Raw genomic sequence first — 20,000 nt, 5'->3', positions numbered from 1 at the left:
TGGCCGCGTCTCGAAGGATGCGTGATTTGTCCCTCATGGTTCGAGACGGCGCTGCGCGCCTCCTCACCATGAGGGCCTTTTCCTTACGCGCCGATCGCGATCTGCGGTTCGGCCTCGGCGCTTTTCGCTTTCAACTCGCGCAGCGCGCGGCGGTACTCGACCGGCATCACCTTGCGGAATTTCGGCAGCCAGGTTTTCCAGTCCGCGAGGATCATCGCAGCCTTGGCGGAGCCGGCATATTTCGCGTGACGTGTGATCAGCACATGCAGGCGCTCGATGTCGCTATCGAGCAAGTTGGCGAATACGTCCACCTTGCCATGGGCTTCGAGATCGCCGGAGTGGTGATAGGTGTTCTCGGCGATCATCTCTTCCGAGAGAACCGGTTCGAGTTCGACCATCGCCATGTTGCACAGCTTCGGGAAGTCGCCGGTTTCGTCGAGCACGTAAGCCACGCCGCCGGACATGCCGGCCGCGAAGTTACGGCCGGTCTTGCCCAGCACCACGACGATGCCGCCGGTCATGTATTCGCAGCAGTGATCGCCGGCGCCTTCGACGACGGCCACGGCACCCGAGTTACGCACGGCGAAACGCTCGCCGGCGACGCCGCGGAAATAGCACTCGCCCTCGATCGCGCCATACATCACGGTGTTGCCGACGATGATCGACTCTTCCGGAACGATGGCGGAATGCGCCGGCGGACGCACGATGATCTTGCCGCCCGAGAGGCCCTTGCCGACATAGTCGTTGCCTTCGCCTTCGAGATCGAAGGTGATGCCCTTGCACAGCCAGGCGCCGAAGGCCTGACCGGCGGTGCCCTTCAGCGACACCTTGATGGTGTCGTCGGGCAGGCCGGCATGGCCATAGATCTTGGCCACCGAGCCCGCCAGCATGGCGCCGGCAGAACGGTTGGTGCTGTTGATCTTGGTGTCGATCTTCACCGGCGCGCCGCGATCGAGCGCGGGCTGCGCATGCTTTATCAACTCGCGATCGAGCACAGCTTCCAGGTGATGGTCCTGATCCTCGGTGTGATAGATCTTCTGGCCGGGCAGTTCGGGCTGGCGCACGAACAGCTTGGAGAAGTCGAGACCCTTGGCCTTCCAGTGCGACACCAGGGCCGACTGGTCGAGCATCTGCACCTGGCCGACCATCTCGTCGAAGTTGCGATAGCCGAGCTGGGCCATGATCTCGCGGACTTCCTCGGCGACGAAGAAGAAGTAGTTGATGACGTGCTCGGGCTGGCCGGTGAAGCGCTTGCGCAGCACCGGATCCTGGGTGGCGACGCCAACCGGGCAGGTGTTGAGATGGCACTTGCGCATCATGATGCAGCCGGCAGCAATCAAGGGCGCGGTGGCGAAGCCGAATTCGTCGGCGCCGAGGAGCGCGCCGATGACGACGTCACGGCCGGTGCGGAAGCCGCCGTCGACCTGGACGATGATGCGGCTACGCAGCCGTTCGCGCACCAGGGTCTGATGGGTTTCGGCAAGACCGATTTCCCATGGCGAACCCGCATGCTTGATCGAGGTCAGCGGCGATGCGCCGGTGCCGCCTTCGAAGCCGGCGATGGTCACGTGGTCCGCGCGCGCCTTGGCGACGCCCGCGGCGACCGTGCCGACGCCGATTTCCGACACCAGCTTGACCGAGACCTGGCCCGTCGGATTGACGTTCTTGAGGTCGTAGATCAGCTGCGCGATATCTTCGATCGAATAGATGTCGTGATGCGGCGGCGGCGAGATGAGACCGACGCCCGGGGTCGAGTGGCGCACGGCGGCAATCGTCGCGTCGACCTTGTGGCCGGGCAACTGACCGCCTTCGCCGGGCTTCGCGCCCTGCGCCATCTTGATCTGCATCATGTCGGAATTGACGAGATATTCCGTGGTGACGCCGAAACGGCCGGACGCGACCTGCTTGATCGCCGAACGCATGCTGTCGCCATTCGGCATCGGCTTGTAGCGATCCGACTCCTCGCCGCCTTCACCGGTGTTCGACTTGCCGCCGATCCGGTTCATGGCGATGGCCAGCGTGGTATGCGCCTCGCGCGATATCGAGCCGTAGGACATGGCGCCGGTGGCGAAGCGCTTGACGATGTCCGCGGCGGATTCGACTTCGTCGAGCGGCACAGGCTTGCGCTTCTCGTCTTCAGCCGTCTTGATCTTGAACAGGCCGCGCAGCGTCAGCAGACGCTCGGACTGTTCGTTGAGGATCTTGGCGAAGGCCCTGTAGCGGTCCTGCGAGTTGCCGCGCACGGCATGCTGCAGCAGCGACACCGACTCGGCGTTCCAGGCGTGATCCTCACCACGGCTTCGATAGGCGTATTCACCGCCGACATCGAGGGCGGTCTTGTAGATCTGGATTTCGCCGAACGCCTCGTTGTGGCGACGCACGGTTTCCTCGGCGATTTCGGCGAGGCCGACGCCTTCGATCTTGGTGTGGGTGCCTGTGAAGTACTTGGTCACGAATTCCTGACGCAGGCCGACGGCGTCGAAGATCTGCGCGCCGCAATAGGACTGGTAGGTCGAGATGCCCATCTTCGACATGACCTTGAGCAGGCCCTTGCCGATCGACTTGATGAAGCGCTTGACGATTTCATAGTCGTCGAGCTGCACCGGCAGCCGGTCCTTCATGGCGATGATGGATTCGAACGCCAGATACGGGTTGATCGCTTCGGCGCCATAGCCGGCGAGGCAGGCGAAGTGATGCACTTCGCGCGGTTCGCCGGATTCGACGACCAAGCCCACCGAGGTGCGCAGGCCAGTGCGGATCAGGTGGTGATGCACGGAGGCGCAGGCCAGCAGCGACGGGATCGGAATGCGATCCGAGCCGGCCATGCGGTCGGACAGGATGATGATGTTGACGCCTTCGCGCACTGCGGCTTCGGCGCGGGCGCACAGTTCATCGAGCACCTGCTCCATGCCTGCCGCGCCGAAACCGGCATGGAAGGTGGTGTCGAGGGTGCGCGAGACGAAATGCGACTCGGCAACGTCGGTGATCGAGCGGATCTTTTCGAGATCCTGGTCGGTCAGGATCGGCTGACGAACTTCAAGGCGCTTGGTGGTGGCGACGCCCTGCAGGTCGAACAGGTTCGGCCGCGGTCCGATGATCGAGACGAGGCTCATGACGAGCTCTTCGCGGATCGGATCGATCGGCGGGTTGGTGACCTGCGCGAAGTTCTGCTTGAAGTAGGTGAACAGCGGCTTCGGCTTGCTCGACAGCGCCGAGATCGGCGTGTCGGTGCCCATGGAGCCCGACGCTTCCTCGCCCTGCGACGCCATCGGCGTCAGCAGGATGGTGACGTCTTCCTGGGTGTAGCCAAAGGCCTGCTGGCGATCGAGCAGCGGCAGGTTGGAACGCTGGCCCTTGGCCGCCGCGTCCGGAAGCTCTTCCAGAACGATCTGGGTGTGTTCAAGCCACTCGCTATAGGGATGACTTGCAGCCAGCGTCGCCTTGATCTCGTCGTCAGGGATCAGACGGCCCTGGACGAGGTCGACCAGCAGCATCTTGCCGGGCTGCAGGCGCCACTTCGTGATGATGTCTTCTTCCGGAATCGCCAGCACGCCCATTTCGGACGCCATCACGATGCGGTCGTCCTTGGTGACGAGATAACGTGCGGGGCGCAGACCGTTACGGTCCAGCGTCGCGCCGATCTGGCGACCGTCGGTGAAGGCCAGCGCAGCAGGGCCGTCCCACGGCTCCATCATTGCGGCGTGATATTCGTAGAAGGCGCGGCGCTGCTCATCCATCAGGGGATTGCCAGCCCAGGCTTCCGGAATCATCATCATCACGGCGTGGGGCAGCGAGTAGCCACCCTGTACCAGGAATTCGAGCGCGTTGTCGAAACAGGCGGTGTCCGACTGGCCTTCATAGGAGATCGGCCACAGACGGCTGATGTCCTTGCCATAAAGTTCGGACTCGATGGACGCCTGACGCGCCGCCATCCAGTTGACGTTGCCGCGCAGCGTGTTGATTTCGCCGTTATGCGCGACCATGCGGTACGGATGCGCCAGCGACCAGGTCGGGAAGGTGTTGGTCGAGAAGCGCTGATGCACCAGTGCCAGCGCGCTCTCGAAATCCTCTTCGTGCAGGTCGGCATAGTAGCTGCCGAGCTGGTCGGCGAGGAACATGCCCTTGTAGATGATCGTGCGGCACGACATCGAGCACGGATAGTAGCCCGCGAGGCCGCGCTCGCGGCGCTGATAGATCGCCTGCGAGATCGACTTGCGGAGAATGTAGAGACGGCGCTCGAACTCGTCCTCGTCGGCGATCTTGGCTTTGCCGATGCCGATGAAGACCTGCATGTTGGCAGGCTCGGTCGGCTTCACGCTTTCGCCGAGCGACGCATTGTCGGTCGGGACGTCGCGCCAGCCGAGCAGCTTCAGGCCTTCGGCCTTGATCTGGTCGCCGATGATGCCCTGAATGACTTTCCGCCACGCGGTATCACGCGGCATGAACAGCGCGCCGATGGCGTATTTGCCAAGCTCCGGCAGGCTGAAGCCGAGTTCCGCCGTCTTGCGGACGAAGAACTTATGCGGGATCTGCACCAGAATACCGGCGCCGTCGCCAAAGCGCGGATCTGCGCCGGTGGCGCCGCGGTGTTCGAGGTTGCAGAGGATGCTGATCGCGTCAGACACGATCTGATGCGACTTGCGGCCCTTGATGTTGGCGATGAAGCCGACGCCACAGGCGTCCTTTTCCTGCGACGGGTCATAGAGGCCCAGCGCCGGCGGACGGTAGGTATGGAGTTCCGGTTTGATGACGGTATCTTTCACGTTAGCCGATTTGATAGCCGGGGCCGCCGAATGCGTGCCGGTTTCGATCAATTGGCGCTCGTGCTCTGATCCGCTCATCTTCGTCCTCTCAACCCCCGTCGGGGTTCTGCCACCCTTGTCGGCGCACCTTTGACGCTCGCGGAACCCGTTCGGGCTACCGCTCGCGCGTCTTGCGAGCCTCGTTTTCAGAATTCAGACTGGTGGTGCCCATCGTCCCCGGCGGCCACCCCATATCTCGCCTTAAAGGCATTTCGTCTCAGCAGGCGTGTTTTTTAGTCGCGACGCCTGCTTATGTTGCAAACCCTGTGCCGGATTTGCCACCAAAAATTGCGACAGTGATGCTGTCCTAACCAAGACTTTGCCAAATTTTTATCTAGCACACAAGCGCGCTTGAGTCCGTCGTCGCATAGCAACAACGCATGCCAAATTGTCCAAGCTGGCGTGGACACATTCAGCCCGGAGGTGCCGCGTTCCGGCCAAAGGCTGGCCCAAGGGCTGCCGGATTCAGCGGTGAGGTTGCGCACTGTCCGTTAACGCCTGTGGCAGCGGTGGTTGCTGCAGCGGGACGGATGAGAGCGAGAGGTTCAGGGAGCTGAACACACTCCGGGCGCGGGGGCGTCGAAGGAGCATGCAATGAAGGTACTTGTGGGATGTCTGGCCTCGGCCGGTCTGTTGCTGGCGAGTGGCGCTGTACAGGCGCAGGCGCTGCCGCCGATGCGCGGCGACGTTGCCGCTGTGGCGCAGGTATCCGATGTCGGCGGTCCCTATGCGGCCATGCCGCCCGTGGAATATGCGGAGCCGCGCCCCTACGGCGTGTTGCGCCGCGGCTATGATCTGGCGGTGCCGCTGCGCGAGGTCTATTCGATCCTGCGCGAGGCCGGCTTCTCTGCCCTCGGCATGCCGCAGCAACGCGGCCTCATCTACACGGTCTCGGCGATCGACCTCGACGGCGAGGACGGCCGGTTGGTGATCGATGCGCGGAGCGGACGGATTCTGCGCTTCATTCCCGCCTATCGCATGGGCGACCGGATGAGTGAGGAAATCGACACGCGCTACGGCCCGCAAGGCGCAGTGCCGACCCTGCCGCAATATCGCCGCCCGCCGTTTACGGCCGGAACGGCAACGCCCGCGCCGAAGGTTGCCAGCCGCACGACGAGCGTGCCGCTGCCGAAGCGGCCACCGGTGCGCGCGGTTGCGGCGCCGGCTAAGCCTGTTACGCCAGCCGAGACCAAGCCGGTCGCAGTCAAACCACCTGAAACGCCGCCCGCCGCTGCGCCCGTGCAGCAATCGGCCGTGACGGAGCAGAAACCGGCCGAGACGAAGGCGCCGGAAACGACCGGGGCTGCTCCGGCAACACCGGCCGCGCCCGAGAAGAAGGACGCTGTTGCTCCGACAGTCGCTGCGCCGGCGACAGAAGCAAAGCCTGCGACACCGCCGGCTGCGGAAACGCCGCCGCCCGCTCAGGGGCTGGAATAGTCCGGGCCTCCAGCACTTCTCTTGGAGAGGAATCAAGAAAAACGCCCCGGATCGCTCCGGGGCGTTTCGTTCTACAACTACACTTACTTCAGTTCACATGCTTCAGTACAAAGTCGCGGTTACGCGGCGACTTTCTCGGCCGAGCCGTCGACCACCTGCGGCGCGCTCACCGCGCTGGTGGAAATCGGAATGCTGCGCGGCTTCTTGGCTTCCGGGATCTCACGGACGAGGTCCACATGAAGCAGGCCGTTCTCGAGCGAGGCGTTCTTCACCTGTACGAAATCGGCAAGCTGGAAGGCGCGTTCGAAGGCGCGCGCGGCTATGCCGCGATAGAGCACGTCGGCCTTGCTGCCATTCTCGTTGGCAGCCTTCTCGCCCTTGATCGTCAGCGTGTTTTCCTTCGCGACGATGGAAAGCTCGTTCTGCGCAAAGCCGGAAACGGCGACGCTGATACGGTATTCGTTCTCGCCTGTGCGCTCGATATTGTAGGGCGGATAGCCCGGCGCTGCGTCACCTGTGCTCTGATCAAGCAGATTAAACAGGCGGTCAAAACCGACGGTGGAACGATAAAACGGGGTGAGATCATAGCTACGCATAGAATAGTCCTCCATTGAGCGACTGTTGCAATAACCCGCCCGCCATAAGGGCCGGGCTTTCGTGTCATGCAGCCTAGAGAGGCCTGCATGAAGCTGATATGGGAGGGGTCTGGCGGCTCGCAAGGGGGGCCGAAAGATTCGCGCCGACTTGTCTCCCGCCCTTGAAATCCTGCCCTTGAAATCCTGCGTTTTTCGCCTAACCGGTCCCCCGCCATGACGCTCGTCTCCATTCCCGCCAACCCCGTTCCCGAGGGGGCCGTGTCCGGCACCATCAAGACGCCGGACGGCGCTGAGCTACGTTTTGCGCGCTGGGCGCCGACGACCGGGCGCAAGGGCACGGTCTGCGTGTTCAGCGGGCGCGGCGAATATATCGAGAAGTATTTCGAGACCGTGCGCGACCTGCGCGACCGCGGCTTTGCAGTGGCCATGATCGACTGGCGCGGGCAGGGCCATTCGTCGCGGCAGTTGCGGGATGGCCGCAAGGGCTATGTGCGCAGCTTCTCGGATTTCGAGATCGACGTCGAAAGTTTCGTGCAGCAGGTGGTGATGCCGGATTGCCCGCCGCCTTACTTCGCGCTAGCGCATTCGATGGGTGGTGCGGTGATGCTGCGTGTGGCGCATTCCGGCAAGCGCTGGTTCGATCGCATGGTGTTGTCGGCGCCGATGATCGATCTGCCGGGCCGCTCGACCTCACTGCCGGCGCGGCTGCTGTTGCGTGTCATGCGCTGGACCGGGCAGGGCGGCAACTACATTCCCGGCGGCAATGGCGAACTGGTCGGGACCTCGTCATTCCCCAATAACAAGCTGACCAGCGATCCGGTGCGCTATGCGCGCAACGCGGCGATCCTCGAAGAGGACGCGACGCTCGGCATCGGCTCGCCGACGGTGGCCTGGGCCGATACGGCGATCCGTGGGATGCATGGCTTTCGCGAGGCCAGCTATCCCGTGAAGATCCGTCAGCCGATCCTGATGCTGGCGGCCAGCAACGATCAGGTGGTGTCGACGCCGGCCATCGAGGAATTCGCCTATCACCTGCGTGCCGGCTCGCATCTGGTGATCGCCGGCTCCCGTCACGAGATCCTGCAGGAACAGGATCGCTACCGGCAGCAATTCTGGGCGGCATTCGACGCATTCGTGCCGGGCACGCCGCTGTTTAAGTAACGGACACATCCTATGCTGGGTATTCACGGCCTCTGGCTCTTCATCCTGTCCGGCATCCTGCTCAACATCACGCCGGGGCCGGACACGGCTTATATCGTCGGGCGCAGCGTGCAGATGGGCTGGCGTGGCGGTGTCGCGGCCGCGCTGGGGATCAGTGCGGGATGCCTCGTCCATGTGTTCGCCGCGGCGGTCGGATTGTCGGCGCTGCTGGCGGCCTCGTCCTATGCCTTCACAGCGGTGAAATGGATCGGTGCGGCCTATCTGCTTTACACCGGCGTGCAGATGCTGCGTGCGCGGGCATCGACAGTTGCAACGAACGACGCTGCGGAAAAGCCGCTGCTGTCGCTTCGGCAGGTGTTCTGGCAGGGCGCCTTCACCAACGCGCTGAACCCGAAGGTGGCGCTGTTCTTTCTCGCCTTCCTGCCGCAATTCGTCGACGTGGATGCGCCCAGCAAGGCGTTGGCTTTCATCGTACTTGGGCTGATCTTCATCAGCACGGGCACGATCTGGGGGCTCGGCACGGCCATTGTCGCGGCCAAAGCCGCCAGCCGCGTCCGGCGATCCAGTCAGGCAATGATGTGGATCAACCGCGCCCTCGGCGGCGTCTTCATCTATCTCGGCATCCGCGTGGCGATGCTGGAGACGCGTTAGTTACTTCAGAATTTCCCACGTCTCGACGCCGGCCAGATAGACGCCGAGCAGCATCATCGCGATCAGGAACCAGCGGCGGAATTGGTCGGGATGCATCCGCATACGCACCATCTGGCCGATGAACATGCCGGCAAAGGCCATCACCATGGCAACGAGGCCCGACAGCGCTATGGAGGCATTCAGCAGACCGGCGCTGGAGAGGTTGAAGGCCTGTGCGAGAGTACAGACGGTGAAATAGACACCGAGCGCCTGGATCAGCTCGTCCTTTTCCATGCCAATCGACTGCATGAAGGGCATCGACGGGATCACCTGCACGCCGGTGGCGGCAGCGACGACACCGGTGACAAGGCCGACGACGCCGCCGACCCACCCTTCGTTCTGTTTTGCGACGCTTAGCTGGAATTTCACGAGGCTGATGGCACCATAGATCACCAGCAGGATGCCGAGCACGACGGTGCCGTAGCGCGCATAGGGGCCGGTCATCAGCCCGCCGCTGCTCCAGATACCGAAAGCGGTGCCGAGCATCAGCGGCCACAGCCGGCGGATGATGTCGCGCAAATAGCCGCCGACGAAAGTCTGCCAGATATTGGTGACGATCGCGGGGGCGATGACGATGGCCAGCGCCTGCACCGGCGGCATGGCGACGGCGAGCAGGCCCATCGAAACGGTCGGGAGGCCGAGGCCGATGACCCCTTTGACGAAGCCGGCGAGCGCGAAGACTGCAGCGATCAGAATGAGTGAGGAATCGAACATGATGCAGGCACATTGACCGATCGGCTGGACAGGCACAATCTGGAGGTTACGGAGAAAGCCTTCGTCTTTAACGAAGGCTGGCGCGGAGAACACCATGCATGCCGACCTTGTCGATCTCAGGCTGTTCGTCGCGGTGGCCGAGGCGCGCAGTATCACCGCGGGTGCTGCCGCTGCCAATCTGGCGCTGGCTTCGGCTAGTGCGAGAATCAAGAGGCTGGAGGCGACGATCGGCGTGCCATTGCTGAAACGGGGCCGGCGCGGCGTTACGCTGACGGCGGCTGGCGAGAGCCTGCTCGGCCATGCCCGCATCGTAATGCAGAATGTCGAGACCATGCGCGGCGACATGGCGGCCTATGCCAATGGCATGAAGGCCAGTGTGTCGATGCTGGCCAATACGGTGGGCTTGTCCGAACATCTGCCGAAGGCGCTCGCGAGTTTCCTGCGCGAGCACCCCAATGTCAGCCTCGAGGTCGAGGAGCGCGAGAGCGCCGATATCGCCCAGGCGATCGCCGCCGGCATCGCCGATTTCGGCTTCGCTGCCGAGCATACGCTGCCGGACAGTCTGGAACGCTTCACCTTCAACGAAGACCGGCTGATGCTGGTGACGGCGCCGCGCAGCGATCTCGCCGGCCGGCGACATATCGATTTCCATGAGATCATCGACCGCGACTTCATCGGCCTCACCAACGCGACCGCGCTGCAGAACCACATCGGCAAATATGCGGCGAAGCTGGGCGCGCGACTGCGCTACCGAGCGCAGATGCGGGATTTCGATGCGATGTGTCAGATGGCGGCGGCGGGGGTCGGCATTGCGATTGTGCCGGAAGTCGCCGCACGGCGCTGCGCGCGGTCAACGGCGCTGGCGCTGATCCGCATTCGCGATCCCTGGGCGAACCGCAGACTGGCGATCTGCTTTCGCAGCCTGAAGACGTTATCCCGTCCCGCGCAGCAGATGATCGAGCATCTGCGGGCTGCAGCGCGGGCGTAGCAGTTCCCGATCAGGCGTTGAGGATCTTCAGCGCCGCCTCATGCACGCGCGGGTCGCCGGCGGCGACGATGCGGCCACCGTTCTGCGCGGGCTTGCCCTCCCACGTTGTCACCACGCCGCCGGCGCCGGTGATGATCGGGATCAGGGCTGCGATATCGTAGGGCTTCAGCTCGGTCTCGATGACGAGGTCGAGATGGCCAGCGGCGAGCATGCAATAGGAATAGCAATCGCCGCCGTAGCGCGTCAGCCGCACGCCTTTTTCGACGTCGTGAAATTTTGCGCGATCGGCGTCGCCCATCAGCCGCGGGCTGGTGGTGAACAGCGTGGCGTCCTTCAGCGATGCGCAGCGGCGCACGGCAAGCTTGCGGGTGGTGTTGTTGGGGCCCTGGTAGCGCGCCGAGCCGCTGTCGCCGCTGAAGCGCTCGCCGATATAGGGCTGGTGCATCATGCCATAGACCGGTGTGCCCCGATGCAGCAGCGCGATCAGCGTGCCCCAGATCGGGAAGCCGGAGATGAAGGATTTGGTGCCGTCGATCGGGTCGAGCACCCAGACATATTCGGCGTCTTCGCGTTCGGTACCGAATTCCTCGCCAACAATGCCGTGCTGGGGGAAGTTGGCCTTGATCAGCCGGCGCATCACCGCCTCGGCGGCGCGGTCGGCTTCCGTGACCGGGTCGAAATCGGTGCTGTTCTTGTTGTCGATACTCAGCGAGGTGCGAAAGAACGGCAGGATGGTCTCGCCCGACGAGGTCGCAAGACGACCAATGAAGGCGTTGAAGTCGATGACCGTCACGGAGAGGTCCTTTGTTGCGGCTGCTGGATGGGGACGTGTCGCTTCCTATACAGCGCAGGGCAACGACTCGCATCTGCGGTGATCGAAATCTCTCTGCGATTCCCCTAAGCCACAGCACTGAATCGGATTGCGATTTCCCTAAGATTCCTGATGCCCGGCATCAGAAATTGGTCAATGGAATGAATATATGATCATTTCTTAAATAGGTCAAAGCTACTGTCATTTCTATATCGCATTGATTTTCCTTATAGAAATTATGACGCCTATGCCTGAACGGTGCGATCACCATGCGAAATTTGCATGGAAATTTGCCCGAAAACTCTTGCACTTGGTGCGTCGCGGCTGCATATTGTTGCGGTGCGGTAGCGCTTGCGCTATCGCTGCCCTCCTTGGGCGTTTCCTCCCTAGACTTGGGCCGCTTGCTATCGCAAGCGGCCCTTTTTTCTTGTCGGAGGAGTTTTGCATCACGGCGTGCCGACGTGGCTGCCGGCGATTGTCTTTATGTCGCCTGGCCTGTTCGTCGCCTGGCACCCCGACAGCCTCGGGCCCATTGCGACGTCAGTCATCAAGCAAGACTTATTCGGCTGAGAACCTCAAGCCGGTGTCCACGTCGTGGCGGTTACTTCAGCGACCCGTTGATCTCGGTGAACTTGCCGTTGAGGTTGGTGCCGAGGCCGTTGACGACGGCGATGATGGCCAGCGAGATGCCGGCGGCGATTAGCCCGTATTCGATCGCAGTCGCTCCCGATTCGTCCGACCAGAATTTCTTGATCATGTTCTTCATGTTCTCTCCTGCCATTTTACGCGGTTCCAATCCGCGGAACCACGCTGGTGGGGATAACCTAAAGTTGCATTAATCCCGGTGGTAAAACTCTGCCCCATCTCTAAATCCAGCGAAAATTGACAATTTGTCGCACGAAATAAGCGCTGCCGTGACCCGGCGGTCACGGTTCCAAATACCCCACCTGATTGAGTGAAGGTTCGAACCCCGGCGAGCCGTTCGGCCCCAGCCTATTCGGCGGCGGCCTGGAACGGGCCGAGGCTGTCCAGCGGGATCTTCGCCAGCGCATCGGCCAGGACGGTAAAATCGGCAGCAATCTGATCGAAGCGCGCGGTTCGCTCACGGCGGCGTTCGTCCATATAGATCGCCCGGTTCAGCTCGATCTGGATGGCGTGCAGCCCACTGGCCGGGTTGCCGTAATGCTCGGTAATGAAGCCGCCGGCATAGGGCTTGTTACGGCCCAGCGAATAGCCGAGGCCGCCGAATGTGTCTTCGACCACCTCGGCCAGGATAGTGGCGCAGCTGGTGCCATATCGGTCGCCGACGACCACGTCCGGGCGGCGCGGCTCCTCGCGGGAAATTCCGATCGAGGGCATCGAGTGGCAATCCACCAGGATCACCGTGCCGAATGTCTGGTGCGCCTTGTTGATCAGGCGGCGCAGGGCGCGATGGTACGGCTTGTACAACGCCTCGATCCGGGTGAGGGCGTCATCGACGTCCAGCCGCTCGCGGTAGATCTCCTGGCCGTCGCCGACCACCCGGGGAATAGTGCCAAGACCGCCGGCGACCCGCATCGAGCGGGTATTGGCAAAGCTGGGCAGCCGGCCGTTGAACATCCGCGGATCGAGCTCATAGGGCTCGCGATTGACGTCCACATAGGAGCGCGGGAAATGCACCCGGACCACCGGGAAGCCGCGATCGCTCAATCCCGCGATCAATTCGTCCATGAACGAATCTTCCGAGCGGCGCAGTGCCGTCACGTCAATGCGGGACGCGCTGAGGAATTCCGCCGGATAGACCGAGCCGGAATGCGGGGAATTGAAAATGATCGGGGCGCGCCAGTTGGCCGGCTCGACGATCTCGAAGGGAGGCGACAGCTCACCGTCAAACTGGGTCATCGTCGCGCATCGTCCCTGCAGCCGCGTTCTTCGGTTTGCCCAGTCTGGCAGAAAACCGGCGCTTTGTGAGGCTGCATTGTCGATAACGGAAACAAGTCTGCCAAGTTAAAAACCTTCCGCAGGCGCGGCGATCGCGAGAAACGCGCTCATTTGTTGTGTTTCACGACGTTCTGGCGCACCATCTTGAGACGCTTATGCACAGTCTGCGCTGATCACCTTCACCCGAAATTTACCAGACCTCGGGCTTAGTGGGCGAACAGGTCCTCTCATTCGGGTTCGACGTCCAACCGCCATGCACAAAATCCTTCTCGCAGAAGACGACAACGACATGCGCCGCTTCCTGGTGAAGGCGTTGGAAAACGCCGGTTTTCAGGTGTCGCACCACGATAACGGGATGTCAGCCTATCAGAGACTCCGCGAGGAACCCTTTGAAATGCTTCTAACGGACATCGTGATGCCGGAGATGGACGGGATCGAACTGGCGCGCCGCGCCAGCGAACTCGATCCCGACATCAAGATCATGTTCATCACCGGTTTCGCCGCCGTGGCGCTGAATTCCGACTCGGAAGCGCCGAAAAACGCCAAGGTTCTGTCCAAGCCGGTCCACCTGCGCGAATTGGTCAGCGAAGTGAACAAGATGCTGGCGGCCTGAGGGCAGCCCGCTTTCCTGGATTTCTTTCTTGGATTTCCTGCAAATCAGGCAAGGATTGGCCCTCCGCCGTCCTTGCTTGTCCGGGTTTGACCCGTTATAGACCCCACACCCGTAACGACCGGTTCTTAGGGCGCGTAGCTCAGCGGGAGAGCACTTCCTTGACATGGAAGGGGTCACAGGTTCGATCCCTGTCGCGCCCACCATCCAAACGCACCTTACACTTTCGAAAACTGCCGGATTGGCGCTTTTTCAGGCGCCGGGAGACGTTTCTTTCCCTAATGCTCCGATTAGTGACAGTTTTATTTCGGAACCAGTCGTGTTCACGCCGTGACTCGGCTATAGCTCAATGGTCCAGGATTTTTCGACCGGAAGCTGATGCCAACGAAGACCCGGCCGGTAATCGGCGTGATCGGCAACGCGTATCGCATTGAGAACAGGTTCTCCGTCCAGGCGGTCGGAGAAAACAACCTTCGTGCGGTCGCGGAAGTGGCCAATGCCCTGCCGATGATGTTTGCCGGCACCCCCGACATTACCGATATCGGTCAGGTGCTCGATCTGGTCGATGGCATTCTGCTCACCGGCGCGCGTGCCAATGTCCACCCGACCCGGTTCGGCATGGAAGCCCATGCCCGTCACGAGCCCTATGACAACGGCCGCGATGCGGTGGCTCTGGCCATGATCGAAGCCTGTGTCGCGCGCGGAGTCCCGATTTTCGGTATCTGCCGCGGATTGCAAGAGATGAACGTCGCATTCGGCGGTTCATTGCATCCCGAGATCCGCGAGATTCCCGGCCGTATCAATCATCGCATGCCGCGGCTCGAGAGCGGCGAGATCCATCCCGATCCGGCCGTCGTATTTGCCGATCGCCACGACGTGCATCTGACCAGCAACGGCACCTTCGCCAGCCTGCTGGGGCGCGAGACCATCACGGTCAATTCCCTGCATGGTCAGGGCATCGATGTCCCTGGCGAGCGAGTGGTGATCGAGGGTATTGCCGAGGACGGCACCATCGAGGCCATCCGCATTGCCGATGCGCCGAGCTTCGCGCTCGGTGTGCAATGGCACGCCGAATATGATCCGCAGATCAACCCGATCAACCGGACGCTGTTTCAGGCCTTCGGCGAGGCAGTGGCCGCTCGCAGGCAGCGTGGGGCCTTCACGGCTGCGGCCGCGCCGCTATCAGCAGGAATGCGCTGAGCGCGGCTGCGACACAGAGCACAGCACCCGCGACCGTCGCTGCTGCAAAGGCGCTGATCAGCGCCGGCCCCTTTGCCGCCATAACCGATCCGATCAGCGCCGTGACCACAAGACCGCCCGTGCGTGCGACCGCGCTGTTGAAGCCCGATGCAGACCCGGTGTGACGCGCATCGACGGACATCAGCACGGCCGTCGTCAGAGGTGCGACAGCGCCGGCCATGCCGATGGCGATGACGACCATGGCGGGGAAGACACTGGTCCAGTAGCTGGTGTCGGGACCGATTCGGAGCGCCAGCAGAAAACCCATCGCCACAATCACCGGTCCCAGCGTCAGCATGATCCTCGGGCCGGTTCTGGCTGCGAGCGAGCCAGCAAGCGGTGATGTCAAAGAGATGACAAGCGGCAAGGGCAGCAGCGCGGCACCGGCCTGTGTCGCCGTGTAGCCGGCGGCTTCGATCAGGAGAAAAGGCATCAAGACGAACAGCCCACCGAGTGCGCCGTACAACAAGAATGTCAGCAGCGTCAGGCCGACGAAGCTCGCCGACCCGAACAGTGCGAGCGGCATCATCGCGCGTTCGCCTTTGCGGCCTTCCACCCACACGAAAACGAGCAACAGCAGGAGTCCTGCGACGAGCGCGCCAAGCGTGAAACCCGTCCAATCATGTGACGTAGCTTCGGTCAGACTCCAGGTCGTCAGGCCAAGTCCCGCAGTCGCGAGGATGGTGCCGAGACTATCGAGCGGCTCGTCGCTGTCGTGTCGATCGCGGGGGATGCCTAGCCAGGCAAGCACCATTGCCACCAATGCGATCGGCACATTGATGAGAAAGATGAGATGCCAGCTGCCGATGTCGATCAGCCATCCGCCCAGCACCGGGCCGAGCGCGCCGGCGGCAGCGCCGCTGGCAGCCCAGATGCCGATAGCGCGGCCCTTGGCTTCGCCGGAAAACGTCTGGCCGAGGATCGCCAGGCTGTTCGGCATCAGCATCGCCGCGCTGACGCCCTGAAGGAAACGCGCGGCCAGCAGCAGAGGCAGGCTGGGCGCCACAGCGCAGGCCAGCGAGGCCAGCGCGAACAGGCCGACTCCGCAGATCAGAAGCCTGCGGCGGCCGAAGCGGTCGCCTGCTGCACCGCCGAGCAAAAGAAGTGCACTGAGCGGCAGCAGATAGGCATTGATCACCCATTGCAGGTCGACGGCATCGGCCTGAAAACTCGCAGCAATGGCCGGAAGTCCGACATTCACCACCGATCCGTCGATGAAGGCCAGGCTGGAGGCCAGAATCGTGGTGGTGATCACCAGGCCGGGATGGCTGATATCATCGATCTTTTCCGTGGCGCCGGCGGCGCCTGCGTCACAAAGCGCATGCAAGGCGTTACTCATGACCGGGTTGTAGGGGGAACGGGAGCTCAGAACAAACCATTGTCCTCCGATCGGGCAATTCCGTTTTGGCCCCGATTGTGCAAGCATCCCGGGCGGTCGTGCCGGGGCGCTCGGTAAGAGAGTCGTCGGCGTGAGATCGGACTGTGTTGAGGAGAGGGACTATGAAACGAATTTATCTGTTGGGGACCATGATCGCCGCGGCGGTCTGCACGACGCAGGCGGGCGCTCAGGAGCTCACCGGCACGCTCAAGAAGATCAAGGACACCGGCGCCATCACCATCGGCTTCCGCGATTCCTCGGTGCCGTTCTCTTATCTGGATGACAATCAGAAGCCCGTCGGTTTCGCCATGGATATCTGCTACAAGATCGTCGATGCGGTGAAGAAAGAGCTGAAGAACGACAAGATCGAGGTGAAGCTCAATCCGGTGACCTCTGCCACCCGTATTCCGCTGATTGCCAACGGCACCGTCGACCTCGAATGCGGCTCGACCACCAACAATGCCGATCGCCAGAAGCAGGTCGCGTTCACCAATACGCACTTCCTGACGGCCAGCCGCTTCGTTTCGAAGAAGGCCGCCAAGCTCGACAAGATCGACGATCTGAAGGGCAAGTCGGTGGTCTCGACCTCCGGCACCACCAACATCAAGCAGCTCACCGAAGCCAATGCCGCGCGTAATCTCGGCATCAACGTCATTCCCGCCAAGGATCACGCCGAAGCATTCCTGATGGTCGAGACCGACCGTGCTGTGGCCTTCGTGATGGATGACATCCTGCTTGCCAGCCTTGCTGCCGGTGCGCGCGATCCGAGCGCCTATGTGATCTCCAAGGACGCGTTCTCGAAAGCTGAGCCCTACGGCATCATGCTCCGCAAGGACGACGCGCCGTTCAAGAAGGTTGTCGATGCGGCCACTGCCGAGCTCTACAAGAGCCCGGAAGGCGCCAAGATCTATGACAAGTGGTTCACGCAGAAGATTCCGCCCAAGGGCCTCAATCTGAACGTTCCGATGGGAGCCGAGCAGAAGAAGGCGTTCGCCAGCCCGTCGGATTCGCCTGATCCCGACGCCTACGCAGCCAACTAACTCTTGCTTACCTCTCCCCGCTTGCGGGGAGAGGTCGTCTTACATGCGCGTAGCGCGTGTAAGACGGGTGAGGGGGAGGCAGCGAGTAAAACACTGGCTCCCCCTCACCCGTCTCGAACGACCCTCGGTCGTTCGATCCACCCTCTCCCCGCAGGCGGGGCGAGGGAAGAAGCAATGGCCCGGCCATTGCATGGGTTTCTGCCTGAGGTTGCCAGGTTTTCGCGTGGACGGCGCGTGGGGGTGAATGCGTGAACTATAACTGGAATTGGGGAATCTTCTGGGATCAGACGCCTGATGCGACGGGGACCTATTTTGGCTCGCTGATGAGCGGCCTTCAGGTCACGATCCTGCTCGCACTCTGCGCCTGGTTCATCGCGTTTGTGATGGGCTCTCTGATCGGCATCATGCGGACCCTGCCTGCGCGCTGGGCGGTGTTTGTCGGCAATGCCTATATCGAGATGTTCCGCAACATTCCGCTGCTGGTGCAGTTGTTCATCTGGTTCTTCGTCGTTCCCGAACTTTTGCCCGGCGATCTCGGCATCTGGATCAAGCAACTGCGCAACGGGCCGTTCATCGCCGCGATGCTCGGGCTTGGCTTCTATATGTCCTCGCGTGTCGCTGCACAGATCACCGCCGGCATCAATGCACTGCCAAAGGGCCAGCGCATGGCCGGCACGGCCATTGGCCTTACCACCTGGCAGACCTATCGCTACATCCTGCTTCCGCTGGCCTATCGCATCATCTTTCCGCCGCTGACCTCCGAATTTCTCAACACCATCAAGAACACGGCGCCCGCACTCACCATCGGTGTGCTTGAACTGACGGCACGGGCGCGGTCCATGCAGGAGTTCTCGTTCCAGGTGTTCGAGGCCTTCTCGGCTGCGGCCGCCATCTACCTCGTCCTCAGTGCCGTCGTGACGATCGGAATGCGCATCCTCGAAAAGCGCCTGGCGATCCCCGGCTTCAACGAGGGGAAATAAGCGATGTTCAGCAATTTCGATTACGACGTCATCTGGCGTAGCCTGCCCTACCTGTTTCAGCAGGGCATGGCGTTCACCCTCACGCTGACGGCTATTGCGACGGTCTTCGGTCTCATCCTCGGCACCTTGATCGCGATGATGCGGCTGTCGTCCAGTGCCGTGCTGTCGGGCTTCGCCGTAAGCTACGTCAATCTGATGCGCTCGCTGCCGCTCGTGCTGGTGATCTTCCTGTTCTACTTCCTGATGCCCTATGTCGGACAGTGGATCATCCGCTCCGATCAGCCGGTACAGGTCGGCGCCTACGCCTCGACTATCGTCACCTTCACGCTGTTCGAGGCTGCCTATTTCTCCGAGATCATGCGTGCCGGCATCCAGTCGGTGCCGCGGGGGCAGGTGATGGCCGGTTATGCCATCGGCCTCAACTATCGCGAGGTGATGCGCCATGTCGTGCTGCCGCAGGCGTTCCGCAACATGCTGCCGGTGATCTTCACCCAGACCATCGTGCTGTTCCAGGACACATCGCTGGTCTACGTGCTGTCGATCACGGATTTTCTGGGTGCTGCGTCCAAGGTCGCACAGCGCGACGGTCGTCTCACCGAAATGTATCTGTTCGCGGCGCTGGTCTACTTCCTGATCTGCTTCACCGCGTCATTCTTTGTGAAGCGCTTGCAGAAGCGCATCAGCATCATCCGCTAGCCACTTTCGCTTTCAGTCTTTGCCTCCAACTATCGGTCGCTCATCATGCCCATGATCACCATCGAAAAAGTCAGCAAGTGGTACAACCCGCAGTTCCAGGTGTTGAAGAACTGCACGACGGCCGTTGAGAAAGGCGAGGTGGTCGTCGTCTGCGGTCCCTCGGGATCTGGCAAGTCGACGCTGATCAAGACCGTGAATGCGCTGGAGCCCGTGCAGCAGGGCACCATCATGGTCGATGGACTGAATGTGACGACGATGAAGAAGGACCTGCCGAAGCTGCGCTCACGCGTCGGCATGGTGTTTCAGCACTTCGAACTGTTTCCGCATCTGAAGATCGTCGAGAACCTGTGTCTCGGCCAGACCATCGTGCTCGGCCGCTCCGAAGATGCGGCGAAGGCCAAGGCCATGAAGATGCTGGAGCGCGTCGGCCTCACGGCGCATGCGCAGAAATATCCCGGCCAGCTCTCCGGCGGTCAGCAGCAGCGCGTCGCCATTGCGCGCGCGCTGGTGATGGATCCTATCTGCATGCTGTTCGACGAACCGACCTCGGCGCTCGATCCCGAAATGATCAACGAGGTGCTCGACGTCATGGTCGAGCTCGCCAAGGAAGGCATGACCATGATGGTGGTGACCCACGAAATGGGCTTCGCCAAGAAGGTCGCCAACCGTGTCATCTTCATGGATGCCGGTGAGATCGTCGAGGATGCGCAGAAGGAAGACTTCTTCGGCCATCCGCGCAGCGATCGGGCCCAGCAGTTCCTGTCGAAGATCCTCGCGCACTGACGCAAGAGCGGGCGCATACAGCATCGCGCAAGCGCCTCAAGTTTATGCAGATTCTTGAATGCTGCATGACGGGGCAATTAACGAATGTGTCAGAAATGGAGTGGTATCCTTCAACCGTGAGGGCGAGGGCCTGTTGGTCCGCTGATTGAACTCCA

At 62.0% G+C, this 20,000-nt stretch carries 17 protein-coding genes and 1 tRNA gene; 11 read left to right on the top strand and 7 right to left on the bottom strand.

From position 1 onward, the window contains the following. Positions 1–83: 83 nt before the first annotated feature. Positions 84–4,841, bottom strand: coding sequence for a glutamate synthase large subunit (gene gltB, locus AB8B02_RS21035; protein WP_439065073.1), 4,758 nt, complete (start codon positions 4,839–4,841; stop codon positions 84–86). A gap of 555 nt (positions 4,842–5,396) precedes the next feature. On the opposite strand from gltB, the gene AB8B02_RS21030 reads away from it, so the two are divergent. Beyond that, positions 5,397–6,239, top strand: coding sequence for a hypothetical protein (locus tag AB8B02_RS21030; protein WP_439065072.1), 843 nt, complete (start codon positions 5,397–5,399; stop codon positions 6,237–6,239). Positions 6,240–6,358: 119 nt separating this feature from the next. Here the strand turns inward: AB8B02_RS21030 and AB8B02_RS21025 are convergent, their stop codons facing one another. Next, complete coding sequence (locus AB8B02_RS21025; RefSeq protein ID WP_439065071.1) at positions 6,359–6,835, bottom strand: Hsp20 family protein; 477 nt, start codon at positions 6,833–6,835, stop codon at positions 6,359–6,361. Positions 6,836–7,048: 213 nt separating this feature from the next. On the opposite strand from AB8B02_RS21025, the gene AB8B02_RS21020 reads away from it, so the two are divergent. Together AB8B02_RS21020 and AB8B02_RS21015 are read left to right on the top strand one after the other, a co-directional pair. Continuing rightward, positions 7,049–7,996, top strand: a complete 948-nt coding sequence (locus AB8B02_RS21020; protein ID WP_120287188.1) for an alpha/beta fold hydrolase — start codon at positions 7,049–7,051, stop codon at positions 7,994–7,996. Positions 7,997–8,008: 12 nt separating this feature from the next. Beyond that, positions 8,009–8,647: a LysE family translocator gene (locus AB8B02_RS21015; protein WP_120287187.1), complete on the top strand. Its 639-nt coding sequence runs from the start codon at positions 8,009–8,011 to the stop codon at positions 8,645–8,647. Here the strand turns inward: AB8B02_RS21015 and AB8B02_RS21010 are convergent, their stop codons facing one another. Further along, positions 8,648–9,400, bottom strand: coding sequence for a sulfite exporter TauE/SafE family protein (locus tag AB8B02_RS21010; RefSeq protein WP_120288012.1), 753 nt, complete (start codon positions 9,398–9,400; stop codon positions 8,648–8,650). Positions 9,401–9,494: 94 nt separating this feature from the next. Between AB8B02_RS21010 and AB8B02_RS21005 the strand changes: the two genes are divergently transcribed. Next, positions 9,495–10,388, top strand: coding sequence for a LysR substrate-binding domain-containing protein (locus tag AB8B02_RS21005; RefSeq protein ID WP_439065070.1), 894 nt, complete (start codon positions 9,495–9,497; stop codon positions 10,386–10,388). A 10-nt stretch (positions 10,389–10,398) separates the two neighbouring features. Here AB8B02_RS21005 and hisN read toward each other — a convergent pair whose 3' ends face one another. The 3 genes from hisN to AB8B02_RS20990 all read right to left on the bottom strand — a co-directional run bounded on the left by hisN (position 10,399) and on the right by AB8B02_RS20990 (position 13,080). Next, the gene (hisN, locus tag AB8B02_RS21000) at positions 10,399–11,181 is read right to left on the bottom strand and encodes a histidinol-phosphatase (protein WP_120287185.1); all 783 of its coding nucleotides are present in this window, start codon (positions 11,179–11,181) and stop codon (positions 10,399–10,401) included. A gap of 619 nt (positions 11,182–11,800) precedes the next feature. Then, a complete protein-coding gene (locus tag AB8B02_RS20995) occupies positions 11,801–11,965 on the bottom strand; it encodes a Flp family type IVb pilin (protein ID WP_175367776.1) in 165 nt (54 codons plus the stop codon). 227 nt (positions 11,966–12,192) lie between these two features. After that, on the bottom strand, positions 12,193–13,080 hold the full coding sequence (locus tag AB8B02_RS20990; protein ID WP_120287184.1) for an N-formylglutamate amidohydrolase: 888 nt from the start codon (positions 13,078–13,080) through the stop codon (positions 12,193–12,195). Positions 13,081–13,372: 292 nt separating this feature from the next. On the opposite strand from AB8B02_RS20990, the gene cpdR reads away from it, so the two are divergent. From cpdR to AB8B02_RS20975, 3 genes are all read left to right on the top strand, one after another. Further along, a complete protein-coding gene (cpdR, locus tag AB8B02_RS20985) occupies positions 13,373–13,732 on the top strand; it encodes a cell cycle two-component system response regulator CpdR (protein WP_015669438.1) in 360 nt (119 codons plus the stop codon). A gap of 128 nt (positions 13,733–13,860) precedes the next feature. Then, a tRNA-Val gene (locus AB8B02_RS20980) sits at positions 13,861–13,935 on the top strand. A gap of 172 nt (positions 13,936–14,107) precedes the next feature. Next, complete coding sequence (locus tag AB8B02_RS20975) at positions 14,108–14,929, top strand: gamma-glutamyl-gamma-aminobutyrate hydrolase family protein (RefSeq protein ID WP_120287183.1); 822 nt, start codon at positions 14,108–14,110, stop codon at positions 14,927–14,929. On the opposite strand, the gene AB8B02_RS20970 is transcribed toward AB8B02_RS20975, so the two are convergent. Further along, positions 14,889–16,307: a DHA2 family efflux MFS transporter permease subunit gene (locus AB8B02_RS20970; protein WP_439065069.1), complete on the bottom strand. Its 1,419-nt coding sequence runs from the start codon at positions 16,305–16,307 to the stop codon at positions 14,889–14,891. The genes AB8B02_RS20975 and AB8B02_RS20970 overlap by 41 nt on opposite strands. Before the next feature lie 161 nt (positions 16,308–16,468). On the opposite strand from AB8B02_RS20970, the gene AB8B02_RS20965 reads away from it, so the two are divergent. The 4 genes from AB8B02_RS20965 to AB8B02_RS20950 all read left to right on the top strand — a co-directional run bounded on the left by AB8B02_RS20965 (position 16,469) and on the right by AB8B02_RS20950 (position 19,845). Then, positions 16,469–17,386, top strand: coding sequence for an amino acid ABC transporter substrate-binding protein (locus AB8B02_RS20965; protein WP_093757187.1), 918 nt, complete (start codon positions 16,469–16,471; stop codon positions 17,384–17,386). A 248-nt stretch (positions 17,387–17,634) separates the two neighbouring features. Beyond that, positions 17,635–18,366 (top strand): amino acid ABC transporter permease, encoded by a 732-nt coding sequence (locus AB8B02_RS20960; protein WP_068728920.1) that lies wholly within the window; start codon positions 17,635–17,637, stop codon positions 18,364–18,366. 3 nt (positions 18,367–18,369) lie between these two features. Then, entirely contained in the window at positions 18,370–19,062 is a 693-nt protein-coding gene (locus AB8B02_RS20955) for an amino acid ABC transporter permease (protein ID WP_068728918.1), read from the top strand. A 51-nt stretch (positions 19,063–19,113) separates the two neighbouring features. After that, a complete protein-coding gene (locus AB8B02_RS20950) occupies positions 19,114–19,845 on the top strand; it encodes an amino acid ABC transporter ATP-binding protein (RefSeq protein ID WP_120288011.1) in 732 nt (243 codons plus the stop codon). Positions 19,846–20,000: the final 155 nt, after the last annotated feature.

The organism is Tardiphaga sp. 862_B3_N4_1 (assembly GCF_051811085.1).
Classification (GTDB): domain Bacteria; phylum Pseudomonadota; class Alphaproteobacteria; order Rhizobiales; family Xanthobacteraceae; genus Tardiphaga; species Tardiphaga robiniae.
The sequence above is the reverse complement of the archived record's forward strand: the minus strand, read 5'-3'. Positions and strand labels throughout refer to the sequence as shown.